A 17,882-nucleotide genomic window follows, 5' to 3' on the forward strand; every position below is an offset into this window, starting at 1 on the left:
ATGCTAAATTAATAACTAAATGGAATATAAAAGCAGATTCTATTCTTTTTTAATCGTATCAGACCTCGTTATTCTTCACGCTCAGATAAACCTTTAAAGCATTTCTATTTGGTCTTTAAAGTCGAAAAAATTGTTCGCGAAATGACAGTAGCAAGTTCATTTCGCAGTTAACTTTTCAGGGTTACGAGGAATAAATTCATGTTGTTAAGTCAACTAAATGCAGCGGCGAGCCCGCTATCGCAAGAGCAAGTACAAAAGCTGCAAGGCTTAGTGGCTGAACTTAATCCAATTCAGCAAGCGTGGGTAAGTGGTTACTTAGCTGCTAATGCCAACGCAGGTGCAATAACGGGTGGTGTTGCTGCCGCTCCAGCTGCTAGTGATGCTGCACCGTTAACTATTTTATACGGCTCTCAAACGGGTAACGCAAAAGGCGTTGCGAATAAGTTAAAAGAGCAAGCAGAGTCGCGCGGTCTAACTGTTAAGCTAGTAAACATGGCTGATTACAAACCAACTGCCCTGAAAAAAGAAAAGTTCATTACTGTTGTTGTTTCAACCTATGGTGAGGGCGAGCCACCAGAAGATGCTGAAAGCCTACATGAATTCTTAACTACTAAAAAAGCACCAAAACTAGATGGTGTTAAAGTGGCTGTGATTGGCTTAGGTGATTCAAGCTACGAGTTCTTCTGCCAAACAGCAAAAGATTTCGAAGAGCGTTTTAACAAGCTTGGCGCAGAAACTATTTTCCAGCGTGCTGACTTAGACGTTGATTACGATGATGAAGCTGCGAAGTGGATTGATGGTGCTCTCGATGCGTTCGAGCCAGATCTTAAAGCGCAGCAAACGAGTGGTGGTCAAGTTGTAGCTATGCCATTTGGGGCAGCTGCACCAGCAGCAAGTCAGTACACTAAGCAAAATCCATTTGCTGCAGAACTAAGTGTTGTGCAAAAAATTACGGGTCGTGACTCAAGCAAAGATGTTCGTCATGTTGAAATTTCTTTAGAAGGTTCAGACATCACCTATACACCGGGTGATTCGCTAGGTGTTTACTTCTTAAATGACGAAGCACTTGTAGATGAAGTACTTTCGCTTACACAAATCGATGCATCTAGCACGATTAAATTAGGCGACGAAGAGCTGAGTATTCGTGATGCATTAATCGAAAAATTAGAATTAACCCAGTCATACCCAGGTTTTGTTGAAAAATACGCAACAGCAACTGGCAACCCTGAATTATTAAAGTTAGTTGAAGATAAAGCAGCAATGCGTGAGTACATCGAACCTCGCCAAATCTTCGATATTATTCGTCAAAACCCAGCTCAGCTTGAAGCGCAAACTTTAGTAGATTGCTTACGTAAACTACAAGCACGTTTATATTCGATTGCATCTAGCCAAGCCGAAGTTGAAGAAGAAGTTCACTTAACTGTGGGGCTGGTTGAGTTTGATGCATTCGGTAGCGAACACTTAGGTGGTTGTTCTGGCTATTTAGCACGTCGTGCTGAAGAAGGCTGTAAAGTAAAAGTATTTAGCGAGCATAACGATAATTTCCGTCTACCGGCTAATGATGAAACGCCAATTATCATGGTAGGCCCGGGAACTGGTATTGCACCATTCCGTGCGTTTTTACAAGAGCGTGATGCCCGCGAAGCAAGCGGTAAAAACTGGTTATTCTTTGGTAACCCACATTTTACTCAAGACTTCTTATACCAAGTTGAAATTCAAGGTTACTTGAAATCAGGCTTGCTCACTAAAGTGGATGTGGCGTTTAGTCGCGATCAAGCCGAGAAGGTATATGTTCAAGATAAACTTCGCAAAAACAGCCAAGAAATATTTGCTTGGCTAGAAGCGGGTGCTCATTTCTATATCTGTGGTGATGCAAACCGTATGGCGAAAGATGTTCATCAGGCGCTTGTTGATATCATTAAAGAAAATAGCGGTAAAGATGACGAACAAGCAGAGCAATATTTAAAAGATTTACGTAGCGCAAATCGCTATCAGAAAGACGTGTACTAATCACGTTTAAAAGCTAACAGCCGTCACTGTAACAAATTTAGGAAATACCATGAGCGAACAAGACAAAAACGTAAAGCTTTCTGATAACGAGCGTTTGAAAAGAGAAAGTAACTTTTTACGTGGCACAATTGAACAAGATTTAAAAGACGAGATCACCGGTGGTTTCACTGCTGATAACTTCCAACTGATCCGTTTCCACGGCATGTACCAGCAAGATGACCGTGATATTCGTCCTGAGCGAGCTAAACAAAAATTAGAGCCGTTACATAACGTTATGTTACGTGCTCGTATGCCAGGCGGCATCATCAAACCAGAGCAATGGTTAGCGATTGATAAGTTTGCTGAAGAGAAAACCAGCTATGGCAGTATTCGTTTAACGACGCGTCAAACGTTCCAGTTCCATGGTGTGCTTAAGCCAAACATTAAAGGCATGCACCAAATGCTTAATAGCGTGGGCATTGACTCAATTGCAACTGCTGGCGATGTAAACCGAAACGTATTATGTACGACGAACCCAGTTGAATCTGAGCTTCACCAAGAAGCTTACGAATGGGCTGCTAAGATATCTGAACACCTATTACCAAAAACCAAAGCGTACGCTGAAATTTGGTTAGATGGTGAAAAGAGTGAAACCACTGAAGAGCCAATTTTAGGTTCAACTTACTTACCGCGTAAGTTTAAAACCACAGTAACAATTCCACCGAACAATGAAGTGGATGTTCATGCTAACGACTTAAACTTCGTGGCGATTGCAGAAAACGGCAAGTTAGTTGGTTTTAACGTTTTAGTCGGTGGTGGTCTTGCGATGACTCACGGTGATACAGCAACGTATCCTCGTAAAGCGGATGACTTTGGCTTTATTCCACTTGAGCACACCCTAAAAATTGCTGAGCACGTTGTGTCTGTACAGCGTGATTGGGGTAACCGCTCAAATCGTAAAAATGCGAAAACTAAGTACACACTAGACCGTGTAGGTTCTGATGTATTTAAAGCAGAAGTTGAAAAACGTGCCGGTGTTCAGTTCGAGCAGAGCCGCCCGTATGAGTTTACTCACCGTGGTGACCGTATCGGTTGGGTTGAAGGTATTGATGGTAAGCACCACTTAACGCTGTTTATCCAAAGTGGACGTATTTTAGATTACCCAAATCAACCTCTTAAAACAGGCTGCCGTAAAATTGCAGAAATTCACCAAGGTGATTTCCGTATGACGGCAAACCAAAACTTGATCATCGCAGGTGTTCCTGCGGATCAAAAAGCCGTGATCGAAGAGATTGCGCGCAACCATGGCTTAATTGATGACAGTCATACAGAGCAGCGTAAAAATTCAATGGCGTGTGTGGCATTACCAACTTGTCCATTAGCGATGGCAGAAGCTGAGCGTTATTTACCAAGCTTAATTGAGAAGACTGAAGCGCTATTAGCTAAGCACGGCATTAGTGATGACAATATCATTATGCGTGTTGTTGGCTGCCCGAATGGCTGTGGCCGAGCAATGTTGGCTGAAGCGGGTCTTGTTGGTAAAGGTCCGGGTAAATACAACGTGTACTTAGGTGGTAACCGTGAAGGTACGCGTATTCCTAAATTGTATTTAGAAAATGTTGGCGAAGAGGTATACCTAGACGCATTCGATAAGCTAATCGGCCAATGGGCAAGTGAGCGTAATGACGGTGAGTGTTTTGGTGATTTTGTAATTCGCAAAGGCATTGTTGCTGAAGTCAAAGTTTCAGTAACCGATTTTCACGCATAATTTTATAAGCGACACCGCTTTAAGGTTTGGAATTAACCATGAGTGAATTTAAAGACATCTTAACGATGAGCAAAGAAGACCAAACAGCCATGCTGGCTGATATTAATGGTCTTCTGGCTGATAAAAGCGCTGAGGAGCGTGTTGCGTGGGCACTTGAAAACTTACCAAGTACGCACTTTTTGTCGTCTAGTTTTGGTATTCAAGCGGCTGTGATGTTGCACTTAGTGACATCACAGCAGCCAGATATTCCAGTGGTATTGACTGACACTGGTTATTTGTTCCCTGAAACCTACCAGTTCATCGAGCAAATGACAGAGCGACTTGCGCTTAATCTTAAAGTTTATAAAGCTGAGCTTAGTCCTGCGTGGCAAGAAGCGAAGTTTGGTAAACTTTGGGAGCAAGGTGAAGCTGGCATCAAACAATACAATCAACTTAATAAAGTTGAGCCAATGAGCCGCGCATTAAACGAACTGGAAGCCGGTACGTGGTTTAGCGGTTTACGCCGTGACCAATCATCAAGTCGTGCTGATAAGCAGATTGTTGAAATTAGCCGAGGTACAGTGAAAGTGTATCCACTTATTGAGTGGAACAACCGAGATATTTATCAGTACCTAACTAAGCACGATTTGCCGTATCACCCACTTTGGGAGCAAGGCTATGTGTCGATGGGGGATGTACACACGACCCGTAAACTTGAGCCTGGAATGACAGAAGAAGAGACTCGTTTCTTCGGTTTAAACCGTGAATGTGGCTTACATATTGATGGTGATGGTATCTAATCCTAAATTCCTATCAGAATTTTCGTAAAGCGCGACCTAGGTTGCGCTTTTTTCGTATTATTTATATACAATTCTCAGGCGTAATTTTGTGAGAGAAATCTATGACTCGTGTTGTTGCTTTATTACTGTTAATTATTGCGCCATTGACTCGGGCTGAAATGCTCAAAGTTGCGCTGTATGACACAGATTATCCCCCTTATCACTTCGCCGATAGTGGCCAGAAGGGACTTGTTGATGAGCTATTAATTCGTTTTGCTGAAAAATACAATCATAATATTCAATATATCCTTGTACCAGAGGTGCGCTCGCAGCACTTACTTGATGAAGGCAAAGTCGACGCTCGTTTAGAGTCTGAACAATGGTATCGAGGAAACAACCAATATTATTGGAGTGATAGTATTTCCGTTGTTGAGGATATTCTTGTAATGCCATCTGGTTGCCATATTCCTAAACTTGATAAGCTCAATGGCTATGTTTTAATGGCTCGGTTTGGTTATACCTACCCGCAGTTTGAATCTATGTTTACTTCAGGAGAGCTACATCGCGAGGACTTTTATTCTGAGATTGAAATGCTTAACGCTTTGGTTGATATGGAACAAAACCAACGCGTTGCCGTCATCGCAAAAAATACACTACAGTGGTATAAATCGAAGAATAAAATTTTTAACAAATTCACTGTGAGTGATTACAGTGTTGGCAAAGCGCCGATGCAACTACAGTTTGCTTATAATGAAAAAGGAAAACGAATGAGTGAGCAATTCAGTAAGTTTATTAAAAATCTTAAATCAACTGGTGAATTTGCTAAGATTGAGAGTAACTACCAATAATAGGTAAATGGAATGATTAAGCGTTTTTGTTATCTTGCCGTTATGATGTTACTGACCAGTGTGGCGCTGCTATTTTACATTAAAAAGCCAGACGGTAGGCCTTACCTAGAGCTTAGTATGTTTGAGCGTTACTCAGAAAAAGTCAGCGATGATGTGAGTGATTTTGCTTCGCAGGGTGCCGATACCTTAAGCATTCAAGCTAAAAAACTAACTGAGAAATTGAATTTTAACAAAGATGTAAATGCACCAGTTTTAGTTTATAAATGGCAAGATGAACATGGTCAGTGGCACTATGCTGATACACCTCACCCAAATTACGCTAGTACCGCAGTAAGTTTAGATCCGAACGAGATAACGGTGCTACCTGCAGAGACTTTTCAGGCTGATGAGAATCAACCAGCAGTAGTTAAAGCTGACGAAAAATCTTCAGCACTTGGAGTATACGACCCTAAAAATGTACAAAAGATGATGCAAGAAGCCGAGCAGGTAAAACAGCTCATGGAGCAGCGTACTAAGCAGCTTGAAAAGCAGCTAAAAGAGCAAGGTGGCAATTAACTTTGCTTGTTCTGTGCGGTGAGGTCACTTTCCATTTTCATCAGTAAAATAGTGAGATAAATTTTTGTTGGCAGTGAGAATAGCACACCAACAGCAATACACGCTGCGCTGATCATTATGCCATGCACACCCATGCTATCACCTAAGTAATTGCCGGCTAATAAAGAATGCCCCAAAACGATTAAGCATAAACCTAAAATGATGAAGGTTTTTAAGATTCGAATGATGTTTCGTTCAGTCATACAAGCACCTCACTTTAGCCTTAATTAAAGTGTAGGTGCTGTGGTTATTTAATAGATTGTTCTAAATCAAGCAATTGTTGATTATCTATCCAGTTTTACAGGACCGTTGATGTTATCGATACTTAAATCACCTGAACCTGCTTCGATAATTGTCAGGCCAAGTGTGTCATCAACATAAATACTGCCAGAGCCATCGGTAATAATAACAAGTCCTTTGATTTGTCTTACATCTATATCACCAGAGCCGTCTTCTATAGTAAGTGCACCCGCCAGTGTTTTAACGCTGATACTACCTGATTCATCAATAATACGTGCTGGACCTTGGCTGTTCTCGATGCGGATATCTCCTGAGTCATCTTCAATATCAATACGTCCTTGGCCTTGGTCTATCATAATTGAACCAGAGTCATCTTCAATGTTGATATTTCCGCTTACATTGCTAATGCGAATATCGCCCGAGTCATCATCAATATTAATATTGTGACCACCTTCGATCAAAATTGATCCTGAGTCATCATCAATGCTGATATCGTTTTGCATTGCACGTATAACGATGTCACCTGAGTCATCATCGATATCCAGTTTAAGGTTGCTAGGTACAGAGACAATTAAATCAATATGAGGTGATGAACCACTGTAAAACGACAAGCTACCATTATTGAGCTTGCTGATAAGCTCTGCGGTGTCGCCGTGCTTTTCGAGGGTTAGTGTATAGGTTTCATCGCCTTTAGCCGCATAGATATTGGCATTCACAGTGATAGCTGTGGCGTTATGGTCGCCTTTGATGATCAGAGAACCTGCTTCGGCATCAATTTTTAATTCGCTTATATCTGCAGCCGAAACGCTTAAGTCTTGTTGTTTTTGTTCTGCGATTTGACCCGGAGAGACATGAATAACACAGCCAGTTAATAATAAACTTGATGAGATGGCAGTCGCGCAAATTGCGCGTTTGAATGAGGCAATAGTCATATGGATTCCAAAATTATTGTGATTTTTATCTGGTTAGTATTTGCAAACTATGGTCCAATTTTAACATGCTGATTTTTATGTGCTTTTCATTTTTTGTAAATAATTGTGTTGGTCTAAACTGCAATTAATTGGTGTTTTAAACAAAAAAAGGGGCTGAAAATTCAGCCCCTTAGTTAACTTAAATCAATTACTGCTCAGCCAGCATATTACGCAGTACATACTGTAAAATACCGCCGTGTTTGTAGTAATCCCATTCTTTAGGGGTATCTATACGCACATCAACACTAAAGCTAATTTGTTTGCCTTCACTGTTAGTGGCAATTACGCTTACTTCATTGGTTTTGTCGTATAAACCTTCAAAATCGAATGACTCTTGACCTGTTAGGCCCAGTGATTCATAGCTTTCACCTTCTTTAAATTGCAGTGGTAATACACCCATACCAATGAGGTTAGAACGGTGAATACGCTCATAACTTTGTGCAATAACGGCTTTAACACCAAGTAATAGTGAACCTTTAGCTGCCCAATCTCGTGATGAACCTGTGCCATATTCCGCGCCTGCTAAAATAATGAGTGGCGTGCCATCTTGTTGATATTGCATGGCTGCATCATAAATACTAGCGAGCTCATCGTTTGGTTGTATACGGGTAACACCGCCTTCAGTACCCGGTGCTAATAGATTACGTAAACGCACATTGGCAAAGGTGCCGCGCATCATTACTTCGTGATTACCACGGCGCGAACCATATGAGTTAAATTGTGCTTTTTGTACGCCATGCTCTTGCAAGTAAAGACCTGCTGGGGCATCTGCTTTAATCGCACCCGCTGGTGAAATATGGTCAGTGGTTACTGAGTCACCTAGTTTAGCTAAACAGCGTGCACCACTTATGCTTGGGATCCCTGGAGGCTCAATCTCCATGCCATCAAAGAATGGCGCTCTTTTAATATAGGTTGACGCATCATCCCAATCATAAAGTTTGCCATCAGGAATTTGAATTTTTTGCCAACGATCATCGCCTTGATACACATTGCTATAGCTTGATGCGAACATTTCTTTGGTCACTGTTTCACGGACTAGCTCGCTAACTTCACTGACACTTGGCCAGATATTTTTTAGGTAAATGTCATTACCATTAGGATCTTGTGCAAGGGGCTCGTTATAAACGTCTATATCTGTACGACCAGCTATAGCGTATGCAACCACAAGTGGTGGTGACGCTAAGAAGTTCATTTTCACATCTTGGTGAATACGGCCTTCAAAGTTACGATTACCCGATAAAATAGAGCTGACTACTAGTTTATGTTTTTGAATTGCATCAGTGATTTCATCAGCTAAAGGTCCAGAGTTACCGATACAGGTTGTACAACCATAACCAACAAGATTAAAGCCTAAAGCATCTAAATCATCCATTAAGTCGGCTTTTTTCAAGTAATCAGTCACGACTTGTGAGCCTGGAGCAAGTGAGGTTTTTACCCATGGCTTAACCTTTAAGCCTAATTGCTTGGCTTTTTTAGCAACTAAACCTGCAGCTAAAATAACACTTGGGTTTGAGGTGTTTGTACAGCTCGTAATTGCTGCAATCACACAAGCACCATCTTTAAGCTCAAACTCTTCGCCTTTAAAGTTAACTTTAGCTGCACCCATATATTGCGCTTCGTTCACTGGCTCATCAGGATTGGTTGCTGGGCCTTCATCTTCAATGCGAGCCTCTTGAACATCGCTTTTATCACGGTGTTGCATGCGCTCATCTTGGAAGCCTTTTAAGTGCTCACCAATGATATCACCAGCTTTGTCTAGGGCGATTCTATCTTGTGGGCGTTTTGGGCCGGCAAGGCTCGGCACTACATCATCAAGCGATAGCTCAAGTGTGTCGGTATAATGAGCTTCATCGCCAGGATTACGCCACAAGCCTTGATGCTTCGCATAGTCTTCGATGAGTTTAAGTTGTTTGTCATCGCGGTTTGTTAAACGCAGGTAGTTAATGGTTTCATCATCGATTGGGAAAATACCGCAGGTTGCTCCATACTCCGGCGCCATGTTTGCGATAGTTGCACGGTCTGCAAGTGGTAAATCAGCAAGACCATCACCATAAAACTCAACAAATTTACCCACGACGCCATGCTTGCGCAGCATTTCTGTCACGGTTAGCACAAGATCTGTTGCGGTCGTACCTTCAGGCAGGCGACCATTGAGCTTAAAGCCGACGACCTGTGGAATGAGTAAGCTGATTGGTTGACCAAGCATTGCGGCTTCGGCCTCAATACCACCCACTCCCCAGCCAAGTACCCCAAGACCATTGATCATGGTGGTGTGCGAATCGGTTCCGACTAGGGTATCTGGGTAGGCGAGTGATTTACCATTTTTACTATCGTTAAACACCACACGGGCTAAATATTCTAAATTAACTTGGTGTACGATGCCGGTAGCTGGTGGCACGACTTTCAAATTATCGAAGGCGGTTTGTCCCCAGCGTAAAAATTCGTAACGCTCTTTGTTACGCTCATATTCAAGTTTTGCATTTAAGTCGAATGAGCCATCTTCACCATAGCCATCAACTTGCACTGAGTGGTCTATTACCAGCTCAGCAGGCGATAGCGGGTTAATTTTCGCAGGGTCGCCACCAAGTTTTTCCATGGCATCACGCATCGCAGCTAAATCAACTATGGCTGGAACACCCGTAAAGTCTTGCATTACAACACGAGCAGGCGTAAACGCCACTTCTGCTGACGGTTTGGCTTGTGGGTCCCAGTTTAATAAGGCATCGATGTCTTGCTTTTTAATATTTACGCCGTCTTCATTGCGCAATAGGTTTTCAAGTAAGATTTTTAATGAGAATGGCAGACGTTTTGCTTTGTCGCCTAACCCTTGTAAAGAGTGAATATGATATTGCTCACCATTAATCGTAAGCTGCTTTTGGGTATCAAAACTGTTATTCATTATTTGCCCCTGTGGTTTGAGCAAGCAGTTTGGCTTGCCTTGTTGTTTCCTTTTCGAAATTGACACAGCGTTATTGCAAACTTAATACCAGCTGAGAAATTCATCTAGCTGATGAAAAAATATGCTATCTAATATAGTTGATGCCGATGTGATTTATTTCAAGGGATAGGGACAGATAAATGGGTAGTTATTTTAAACTACCCTCAGAAATAAGTGCTTTTAGTTGAGCCAGTTTTGTTGTTTACCTTTATGGCTAATAAACAGTAATAGTAAACCAATAACGATCACGCAGAATGGCATTGCTAATGCGCTAGTACCAAACATGGCAAGGCTATCTATCACCACAAAATTATAATATTGCTGGACTAATACAGCGATAAACGAGATTAAAAATAACTCTCTGGCAAGGGCTTTTTTGGCGAGTAATAAAATGCTCGCAAAGCTTGCTGCAAACACGGCTATTGCAAAGGCAGCCGTTGACCATAGAGGGATGTCGCGGTATGCGGCTTGTTGTGCTTCAGGGAGTTGGCTAATCATTTCGGGTGTTATCAACAGCTGCATTACAAATGCAATGACGCCTAAAAGATTCCAAACAAATGCTGCCCAAGCAAGTGGCTTGAGCCAAGACGGAGGAGCCATAAATCACCTTTTATTGTTGTTATTATCGCATCCAATTAAAGGTGATTTATGCTAACTAAGCAAGATTTAGTTAACCAAAAGAGATAGGGCGGCGGCCGGTTTTTTCGTCCACTTTTGGTTTCTTAGTGCGTTTACGCTTTGATTTTTTTGGCGCTTCTTCACTGTTTTGTGGTTGTGCTTTTTGAACAGATTCCGGTGGGCGAGGATTCGGTGTAGCATCTTCACTTAATGTAAGTTGGAACAACTCACCATCAAAAGCCAGCACGTCACCACTGTATAATTTTTTCCGCTTTATTGTACAAATTTCATAGTTAACCCCAACATAACCTTCACCAATTAAGGCTTTTGCTTGGCCACCTGTTTCGACTAGGTCGAGCACTTTTAGCAAGTTGCATAGTTCTATTGGCTCTTCTTCTAGTTCAATTTCGATGAAATCTTCGTTCATGTTGGTCTCTCTTAATTCAATCGCAGCCATTATAAAGCCTAGCACTCAATTGAACCAAGATTAAATTTTTAAGCTCTTCAAGCGGTTAAAATTTACAGCAATAAATAATCTTAAATTTTTACAAACAGTAAAAAAACTGCAGTATTTACTGAGTACACTGCGCGCGTTTGGAATTGGTGTACAAATTGCTAAATGCATGTCCGTTTCATTTTTTATTCGTTCAGGAGAAGTTGTAATGGGCGTAAGATCAGCGCTAAGAAAAGAGTTAATGGGTTTGCAAGATTCGTCATTGCTTGCAGCAGATGATGTGCGAGCTTTGTTAACACAAACAATTAAGTCTCAGCCTGAAAAATCAGAACAAGGTTTTGCGTTAATTTCGCGATTTAATGATAATCATAGCCAGCTGAGTTCAGGGGAAACAAATAAAGAAAAACTGCTCCAGCATCAAACCCACCGTTTATTTAAAGATATTCTATATACCCGTCAAAGTGTTAATAGTTGGCTGAAAAAACATCTTAATTAATTGATTTATTGTTTTTCCCACTTTAGACTACAGTTGTAATCCAAAGTGAGAAAGAAAATGAAAAGGATAATTTCAGCAGCCCTATTTTTAATTTTGGCAGGTTGTCAGCAACCAACAGTGTACGTATACACTGAAAAACTTGATGAACAACAGCTGCACACATTAGAGCAAGCTTTAAATAAGCAAAGCTTACCTTATGAATACACAAAGCTACCTATTCCAAGAGACTTTGCTGATGCGACCTTAATGTTATCGAGCGATAAAATTCTGACTCATGAAACCGAGCAACTTGCAGAAATTATGCAGGGGCTGGGTTATCAAGCTGAAATTAAGTACACCACAGATGCCAATCACTTTTACAATCATGGAAATATTGGCTTTTACTTAAGAGCTAAAAATACTGCAACTAGTTTTACTATGCCGACTCGTGTACTCACCACTGGATGTGTTGAAGACAAGTACAATGATCTTGCTGTTACATTTAATGACAAGCAGGCACACTTTACCCTTGCAAGCGGTAGAAAAGTCTCACTAGATTGGGATTATATATGGCTACTTAGTCATTTATTATAAAAATTACTCGCAAACATACAGTCATTTAACGCCAAAAGTGAGTACCCCTTTTGGTCTAAAACCATCTGATACTTATCGTTATACGGCTCGCGTTAATAAGCCCAGTTGGTTGAATTGCTCATTGCAAGTGGTGTATATGGACTAACTACCTGATTCGAGGTAATTACTAAGCTTGGTAATACGTTCACTCATGCCCTCGATTATGCGGTCTTTAATTTTCTCGCGGATCACATTGGGTAAGCGGATGAGTGCTTCAGGGGTGATAGCTAACAAAATGGTATCGACTCTAGCGCGTGCACTGGTGCTGTGCTCTCGGTTATTAATAAATGCGCCTTCACCGATAAACTCACCGGGCTCGATTGTGCCAAGTTCAAGTAAGTGACTTTGTTTGAACACCATGAGTGAGCCACTTAGCACAATATAAAGTCGTTTATCAGTATCATATTGTTTGAAAACTGCGCGGCCCTGTTTGACCAAATATAAATGACTGAAGGACTCTAATAACACTTGTCGCTCACTGAGAGTAAACTCCCTAAAAAACGGCAATCTGTTAATAATTTCCATTTGTTTAATGAGTGGAATGTGCTCGATTAAATTCATTGACTCACATCGGTATAGCTTAAAATTAGCTAATATTGCGCTCTTTTAGCTTGCGGGTCAATGTATTGCGACCCCAGCCAATCTTTACTGCGGCTTCTTGCTTGTGGCCAGCACAGTTGGCAAGAGCTGTTTTAATCAAGCGAGTTTCAAGTTGAGCTTGAATGGCTGGCCAAATATTTTCTTTGCCTTGCTTAAGTTCAAGGTTAAGCCATTGTTGAAATGCATCCAGCCAATCACCTTCTTGCTCAGTAGGCTCGACAGCAACAATCTCCGGTGGTAAATCTTGTTCACTGATAAGCTCACCCGGTGCCATTACGGTTAACCAGCGGCAGGTATTCTCTAGTTGTCGCACGTTACCAGGCCAATTAAACAAGCGAAGTTGCTCTGTGGCTTTTGGGCTTAATATTTTGCTTTCAACTTGTAGCTCTTTGGCACTTTTATGTAAAAAGTGTTGTGCTAGTCGTTCAATATCTTCAGTACGTTCGCGTAGGGCAGGTAAACGTAAGCGCACAACATTCAAACGATGAAATAAATCGTCACGAAATTTGCCTTGTTTTACTAAATCTTCTAGATTCTGATGCGTAGCAGCAATAATACGTACATCAACTTTAATGCTTTGATGACCACCAACACGATAAAACTCGCCATCAGCTAAAACGCGCAATAAACGTGTTTGTACGTCGAGTGGCATGTCACCAATTTCATCTAAAAATAAGGTGCCGCCATTTGCTTGCTCGAAGCGGCCTTTACGGATGCTGTCTGCCCCTGTAAATGCGCCTTTTTCGTGACCAAATAGCTCTGACTCTACTAACTCTTTAGGAATTGCAGCCATATTCAGGGCGATGAATTGGTTTTCTTTGCGTGGGCTGTGATTATGAAGGGCACTGGCGACAAGCTCTTTACCTGTCCCTGACTCACCGTTAATCAACACACTCATACTTGATGCTGATAATTTACCAATCGCGCGAAACACCTCCTGCATAGCGGGTGCTTCACCTATTATATGTGCATTAGTTTGTGGTGCTTGTTTTCGCTTAGTTTTTTTCGTGGAATTAGCTCGGCATGCACTTTCTACCAGCGCTACAGCTTCATCTAAGTCAAACGGTTTGGCAAGGTACTCAAATGCGCCTTTTTGGAATGCATTAACCGCCGAATCTAAGTCAGAGTGAGCAGTCATGATGATCACCGGTAAGCCCGGGTTTTGTTCAGCAATGGTTTCAAGTAACGCCATACCATCCATACCTGGCATACGCACATCAGATACCAATACCGTGGGCTGGCTAAACTTTAATGCATTAAGCACATCTTGTGCGTTTGCATAGCTTTCAGTTTCAAATCCTGCACGTGCCAACGCTTTTTCTAGTACAAAGCGAATTGAGGCATCATCATCAACTAACCAGACTGTTTTCATGACTACTCCAAAAAACCATTAATCCGTAAAAGGCAAATAGATATTAAACTCTGTATGGCCTGGCCAACTGTCACAATCAATGTGGCCGTCATGTTGGTCAACCAAGGTTTGCGCTATCGATAAACCAAGCCCTGATCCATTTTCTTTGTTGGTGATCATTGGGTAGAACAAGGTTTCACGTAAACTCTTGTCTATACCTGGGCCGTTATCTGAAATTTGTATCAGCAAGGTCTTTTTCGGTGCTTTACCAGGGCGTCTGTGTTGATGATTGATGCGGGTTTTTATTCTTATCTCACCACCATCAACGAGTGCCTGTTGTGCATTACGAATAATGTTCAGTACCACTTGTTGAATTTTACTTTGATCGATGTACACGCTTGGTATACTTGGATCATAGTCTTTCACTAAAGTGATATTGGCATTGTTGTCTAACATGCTCAGTTTAATCACTGACTCTAAAGCTTGGTGAATATTGCCATAAGATTTATGTGGCAATTGATTCGGACCAAGTAAACGGTCTACAAGCTCGCGTAAACGGTCGGCTTGTTCAATGATTAATTCAGCACATTGATCTCGTTCTTGCTGATCAACCTCATACTGCAATAATTGCGCCGCTCCGCGAATTCCACCTAAAGGATTTTTAATTTCGTGTGCTAAACCACGAATTAAGTTTCGTGCAGCTTGATATTGATGCATTTGATTAGAGGCTTGATCGTGACGGATTTCATCATCCATTTGACGGCATTCGAACAATATATAGTGACTATCGTTGTGACTTATACGTCGTGTACTAATGGTCAATTTTGCATGACGAGAATCAACGAACACTACGTCAGCTCTATGCTGATGGCAATCGACACCATCGAATAATGAATACTGAGCTATGCGCTTTAAGTCTATTGAGTGGTAGTTAAATAAGTTGTCGAAAGGTTGATTGATGATTCGCTTCGGGCCTAAACCTAAAAGCTCACTGGCGCTATCATTGGCATAAACCAGTTTAAAATCATGGTCGAGTAGAATAACGGCAGTACTTAAATTTTTCCAAATACTGTCGAGCAATTCAGAATTAAAGTGTGTATCACTGAGCATGGTTGCACCATTTTAGTGCGTTTCGATTTATTGCAGCTTAGCATATTCTTTTTGCGTTGCGAGACGTTAAGTTGAAATATTAGTTTCCACTAATTACAGAAGCTCTATGCATGAAAAAGGTGCTGATTGGGCTAACCGAAACGAGTTTATTATTAGCATCATAAAGTTTTGCTTGTAATGTGTGTTCACCGCGGTTGACCTCTCTTAGTGCAAAGGTCGTACTATTACTAGGTTCACTATGGGGCGTACCGTCAAGTAAAAGCTGTACTTTAAACCCTGTTTCAAAGCGTGGGCTAATTCGCGCAGTAACGTATACTGAGCCGGTATTTTCGCGAACAGTGGCTTCGTTTTTAGGAGATGAAATACTGACTTTAAATTTAATAGGTGTGGTGTTTGGCGCGCCCCTATCAAGTATACTGGTATCGGTAGCTGGCATAGTCAAATTTTGGGTATTTATTTTTACTTCGATAGCACCAGGTCGCGGTGTATCAGAAAATACTAAAACGCCGTTCTTATCTTTCCAAGAATATACTTTTTGCGCTGCGCTATAGCCAAAAAAGCTTATAAAAATCAGCAATAATACTAATAAAGTTGTGCTTTTCACCCTGCAACCCTGCATTTTTTATTTAAATAAAACTGTAGAGTAGAACCCGCTCAATTACCATTAAAAAAGCCCGCAAAGCGGGCTTGAGAACACACATTTATTATCTTTCAGATAATTCTGATACAGCGTTAAATTAAACGCTGTAGTACATTTCGAACTCAACTGGGTGAGTTGTCATGTTAAGCTTTTCAACTTCTTGGCTCTTAAGAGCAATGTAAGCATCGATTAGGTCATCAGTGAACACACCACCTTGAGTTAAGAACTCACGGTCAGCGTCTAGTGATGCAAGTGCTTCAGATAAAGAAGATGCAACTTGTGGGATCTCAGCAGCTTCTTCAGCAGGTAGATCGTACAAGTCTTTGTCCATTGCATCGCCAGGGTGGATCTTGTTTTTGATACCGTCAAGGCCCGCCATAAGCATTGCTGAGAATGCTAAGTATGGGTTTGCTGTTGGATCAGGGAAACGAATTTCGATACGACGTGCTTTTGCAGACGGTACCACTGGAATACGGATTGAAGCAGAACGGTTACGTGCAGAGTATGCAAGCATTACTGGTGCTTCGAAGCCTGGAACTAGGCGCTTGTATGAGTTAGTAGACGCGTTAGCAAATGCGTTGATTGCTTTAGCGTGCTTGATGATACCACCGATGTAGTAAAGAGCTTCTTCAGAAAGGCCAGCGTATTTGTCACCAGCGAAGATGTTTACACCATCTTTACCTAAAGATTGGTGACAGTGCATACCTGAACCGTTATCACCTACAATTGGCTTAGGCATGAAAGTCGCTGTTTTACCATATAAGTGAGCCATGTTATGGATAACATATTTCATCTCTTGGATTTCGTCAGCTTTTAATACCATTGTATTGAAGCGCGTTGCGATTTCATTTTGACCTGCAGTTGCTACTTCATGGTGGTGAGCTTCTACAACTTGACCAAGTTCTTCAAGAACTAAACAAGTTGCTGAACGCCAGTCTTGTGATGAATCAACAGGTGAACACGGGAAGTAACCGCCTTTAACACCTGGACGGTGACCCATGTTGCCACCTTCGTAATCTTTATCTGAGTTCCAAGCTGCTTCTACAGAATCGATTTTATACATAGAACCAGACATGTCTGATTTGTACTTAACATCGTCAAATAGGAAGAATTCTGGTTCAGGGCCGAATAACACAGTGTCAGCAATACCTGTAGAACGCATGTATTCTTCAGCGCGTTTTGCAACAGAGCGCGGGTCACGCTCGTAACCTTGAAGTGTTGAAGGCTCAACTACGTCACAACGTATGATTAGTGTAGCTTCTTCAGAAAACGGGTCCATTTTTGCAGACTCAGGCACAGGCATAAGTACCATGTCTGATTCATTGATACCTTTCCAACCAGCAATTGAAGAACCGTCAAACATTTTGCCGTCTTCGAAGAAATCTTCATCAATTTGGTGATGAGGAATAGAAACATGCTGTTCTTTACCTTTGGTATCAGTAAAGCGTAAATCAATGAACTTAACGTCATTTTCTTTGATAAAATCTAAAACCGATTGTGACATGTGTCCTCCAATTGTTGGGTTTTATTTTTGCTGCATTATTGCTTTTCGCTATTGTAAGCTGGTTTCGTGCCATGTTTTTAACACATTGTTTAGGCTTATAAAAATAAACACGGCTCAGTTTTGTTAACTCTTCAAGCACCAAGTTGGTGCACAAAAAGTTCATTGTGGTGCATAAAAAGTGCAACCTTATTTTTGCACAATTATTGCGCGTGCCAATTTTTCTGCTACGAACACGATTTAGTGCCAAAATATGGTTCAAAAACTAAATTTTCGCCAGTTTTGCGTTCAGATTCACTTTAATTTTCATAAATTTGTCATTTATAAAACAGATACTTATAAAAAGCCTGAAGAAAGTTTATAAATTTATATTGGATAAACTTTCATCCATGCC

The 17,882-nt window shown here is 41.3% G+C and carries 17 protein-coding genes; 7 read left to right on the forward strand and 10 right to left on the reverse strand.

What is annotated here, in order from left to right; translation table 11 throughout:
• Window positions 1-198 precede the first annotated feature (198 nt).
• The 5 genes from J8Z25_RS00775 to J8Z25_RS00795 all read left to right on the forward strand — a co-directional run bounded on the left by J8Z25_RS00775 (window position 199) and on the right by J8Z25_RS00795 (window position 5,918).
• Complete coding sequence (locus J8Z25_RS00775) at window positions 199-2,010, forward strand: assimilatory sulfite reductase (NADPH) flavoprotein subunit (RefSeq protein ID WP_250661526.1); 1,812 nt, start codon at window positions 199-201, stop codon at window positions 2,008-2,010.
• A 49-nt stretch (window positions 2,011-2,059) separates the two neighbouring features.
• Window positions 2,060-3,757 (forward strand): assimilatory sulfite reductase (NADPH) hemoprotein subunit, encoded by a 1,698-nt coding sequence (cysI, locus tag J8Z25_RS00780; protein ID WP_130050012.1) that lies wholly within the window; start codon window positions 2,060-2,062, stop codon window positions 3,755-3,757.
• A 38-nt stretch (window positions 3,758-3,795) separates the two neighbouring features.
• Window positions 3,796-4,536: a phosphoadenylyl-sulfate reductase gene (locus J8Z25_RS00785; protein WP_130050011.1), complete on the forward strand. Its 741-nt coding sequence runs from the start codon at window positions 3,796-3,798 to the stop codon at window positions 4,534-4,536.
• Between the two features lie 101 nt (window positions 4,537-4,637).
• On the forward strand, window positions 4,638-5,363 hold the full coding sequence (locus J8Z25_RS00790) for a substrate-binding periplasmic protein (RefSeq protein ID WP_250661527.1): 726 nt from the start codon (window positions 4,638-4,640) through the stop codon (window positions 5,361-5,363).
• A gap of 12 nt (window positions 5,364-5,375) precedes the next feature.
• Window positions 5,376-5,918, forward strand: coding sequence for a DUF4124 domain-containing protein (locus J8Z25_RS00795; RefSeq protein WP_239977810.1), 543 nt, complete (start codon window positions 5,376-5,378; stop codon window positions 5,916-5,918).
• On the opposite strand, the gene J8Z25_RS00800 is transcribed toward J8Z25_RS00795, so the two are convergent.
• From J8Z25_RS00800 to J8Z25_RS00820, 5 genes are all read right to left on the reverse strand, one after another.
• Window positions 5,915-6,160, reverse strand: coding sequence for a hypothetical protein (locus J8Z25_RS00800; RefSeq protein ID WP_130050008.1), 246 nt, complete (start codon window positions 6,158-6,160; stop codon window positions 5,915-5,917). The two genes, J8Z25_RS00795 and J8Z25_RS00800, sit on opposite strands and share 4 nt — an antisense overlap.
• An 81-nt stretch (window positions 6,161-6,241) precedes the next feature.
• Window positions 6,242-7,129, reverse strand: coding sequence for a DUF4097 family beta strand repeat-containing protein (locus J8Z25_RS00805; protein ID WP_239977811.1), 888 nt, complete (start codon window positions 7,127-7,129; stop codon window positions 6,242-6,244).
• Between the two features lie 187 nt (window positions 7,130-7,316).
• Entirely contained in the window at window positions 7,317-10,067 is a 2,751-nt protein-coding gene (acnA, locus tag J8Z25_RS00810) for an aconitate hydratase AcnA (protein WP_130050006.1), read from the reverse strand.
• Between the two features lie 219 nt (window positions 10,068-10,286).
• A complete protein-coding gene (locus J8Z25_RS00815; protein WP_130050005.1) occupies window positions 10,287-10,706 on the reverse strand; it encodes a hypothetical protein in 420 nt (139 codons plus the stop codon).
• A 70-nt stretch (window positions 10,707-10,776) separates the two neighbouring features.
• Entirely contained in the window at window positions 10,777-11,151 is a 375-nt protein-coding gene (locus J8Z25_RS00820) for an RNA-binding S4 domain-containing protein (protein WP_130052215.1), read from the reverse strand.
• A 235-nt stretch (window positions 11,152-11,386) separates the two neighbouring features.
• On the opposite strand from J8Z25_RS00820, the gene J8Z25_RS00825 reads away from it, so the two are divergent.
• Together J8Z25_RS00825 and J8Z25_RS00830 are read left to right on the forward strand one after the other, a co-directional pair.
• Window positions 11,387-11,674, forward strand: coding sequence for a hypothetical protein (locus J8Z25_RS00825; protein WP_062566674.1), 288 nt, complete (start codon window positions 11,387-11,389; stop codon window positions 11,672-11,674).
• Window positions 11,675-11,731: 57 nt separating this feature from the next.
• Entirely contained in the window at window positions 11,732-12,247 is a 516-nt protein-coding gene (locus tag J8Z25_RS00830; protein ID WP_350338348.1) for a hypothetical protein, read from the forward strand.
• Window positions 12,248-12,388: 141 nt separating this feature from the next.
• Here the strand turns inward: J8Z25_RS00830 and J8Z25_RS00835 are convergent, their stop codons facing one another.
• The 5 genes from J8Z25_RS00835 to glnA form a co-directional block, all read right to left on the reverse strand.
• Complete coding sequence (locus J8Z25_RS00835; protein ID WP_130050002.1) at window positions 12,389-12,847, reverse strand: Crp/Fnr family transcriptional regulator; 459 nt, start codon at window positions 12,845-12,847, stop codon at window positions 12,389-12,391.
• Window positions 12,848-12,872: 25 nt separating this feature from the next.
• The gene (gene ntrC / locus J8Z25_RS00840) at window positions 12,873-14,258 is read right to left on the reverse strand and encodes a nitrogen regulation protein NR(I) (RefSeq protein WP_250661528.1); all 1,386 of its coding nucleotides are present in this window, start codon (window positions 14,256-14,258) and stop codon (window positions 12,873-12,875) included.
• Window positions 14,259-14,276: 18 nt separating this feature from the next.
• The gene (gene glnL / locus J8Z25_RS00845) at window positions 14,277-15,347 is read right to left on the reverse strand and encodes a nitrogen regulation protein NR(II) (RefSeq protein ID WP_130050000.1); all 1,071 of its coding nucleotides are present in this window, start codon (window positions 15,345-15,347) and stop codon (window positions 14,277-14,279) included.
• 79 nt (window positions 15,348-15,426) lie between these two features.
• Window positions 15,427-15,951 carry a DUF4124 domain-containing protein gene (locus tag J8Z25_RS00850; protein ID WP_233786779.1) on the reverse strand — a complete coding sequence of 175 codons (525 nt, stop codon included), beginning with the start codon at window positions 15,949-15,951 and terminating at the stop codon, window positions 15,427-15,429.
• A gap of 133 nt (window positions 15,952-16,084) precedes the next feature.
• Complete coding sequence (glnA, locus tag J8Z25_RS00855; RefSeq protein WP_130049998.1) at window positions 16,085-17,491, reverse strand: glutamate--ammonia ligase; 1,407 nt, start codon at window positions 17,489-17,491, stop codon at window positions 16,085-16,087.
• Window positions 17,492-17,882: the final 391 nt, after the last annotated feature.

Origin of the sequence: Pseudoalteromonas sp. SCSIO 43101 (assembly GCF_023650775.1) — a bacterium.
GTDB lineage: Bacteria > Pseudomonadota > Gammaproteobacteria > Enterobacterales > Alteromonadaceae > Pseudoalteromonas > Pseudoalteromonas apostichopi.

Coding starts and splice junctions, on each gene's coding strand:
- J8Z25_RS00795 (WP_239977810.1), top strand. CDS start 5,376: ATGATTAAGCGTTTTTGTTATCTTGCCGTTATGATGTTACTGACCAGT.
- J8Z25_RS00775 (WP_250661526.1), top strand. CDS start 199: ATGTTGTTAAGTCAACTAAATGCAGCGGCGAGCCCGCTATCGCAAGAG.
- acnA (WP_130050006.1), bottom strand. CDS start 10,067: ATGAATAACAGTTTTGATACCCAAAAGCAGCTTACGATTAATGGTGAG.
- J8Z25_RS00800 (WP_130050008.1), bottom strand. CDS start 6,160: ATGACTGAACGAAACATCATTCGAATCTTAAAAACCTTCATCATTTTA.
- J8Z25_RS00835 (WP_130050002.1), bottom strand. CDS start 12,847: ATGAATTTAATCGAGCACATTCCACTCATTAAACAAATGGAAATTATT.
- glnA (WP_130049998.1), bottom strand. CDS start 17,491: ATGTCACAATCGGTTTTAGATTTTATCAAAGAAAATGACGTTAAGTTC.
- J8Z25_RS00820 (WP_130052215.1), bottom strand. CDS start 11,151: ATGAACGAAGATTTCATCGAAATTGAACTAGAAGAAGAGCCAATAGAA.
- J8Z25_RS00815 (WP_130050005.1), bottom strand. CDS start 10,706: ATGGCTCCTCCGTCTTGGCTCAAGCCACTTGCTTGGGCAGCATTTGTT.
- glnL (WP_130050000.1), bottom strand. CDS start 15,347: ATGCTCAGTGATACACACTTTAATTCTGAATTGCTCGACAGTATTTGG.
- cysI (WP_130050012.1), top strand. CDS start 2,060: ATGAGCGAACAAGACAAAAACGTAAAGCTTTCTGATAACGAGCGTTTG.
- J8Z25_RS00790 (WP_250661527.1), top strand. CDS start 4,638: ATGACTCGTGTTGTTGCTTTATTACTGTTAATTATTGCGCCATTGACT.
- ntrC (WP_250661528.1), bottom strand. CDS start 14,258: ATGAAAACAGTCTGGTTAGTTGATGATGATGCCTCAATTCGCTTTGTA.
- J8Z25_RS00830 (WP_350338348.1), top strand. CDS start 11,732: ATGAAAAGGATAATTTCAGCAGCCCTATTTTTAATTTTGGCAGGTTGT.
- J8Z25_RS00825 (WP_062566674.1), top strand. CDS start 11,387: ATGGGCGTAAGATCAGCGCTAAGAAAAGAGTTAATGGGTTTGCAAGAT.
- J8Z25_RS00805 (WP_239977811.1), bottom strand. CDS start 7,129: ATGACTATTGCCTCATTCAAACGCGCAATTTGCGCGACTGCCATCTCA.
- J8Z25_RS00785 (WP_130050011.1), top strand. CDS start 3,796: ATGAGTGAATTTAAAGACATCTTAACGATGAGCAAAGAAGACCAAACA.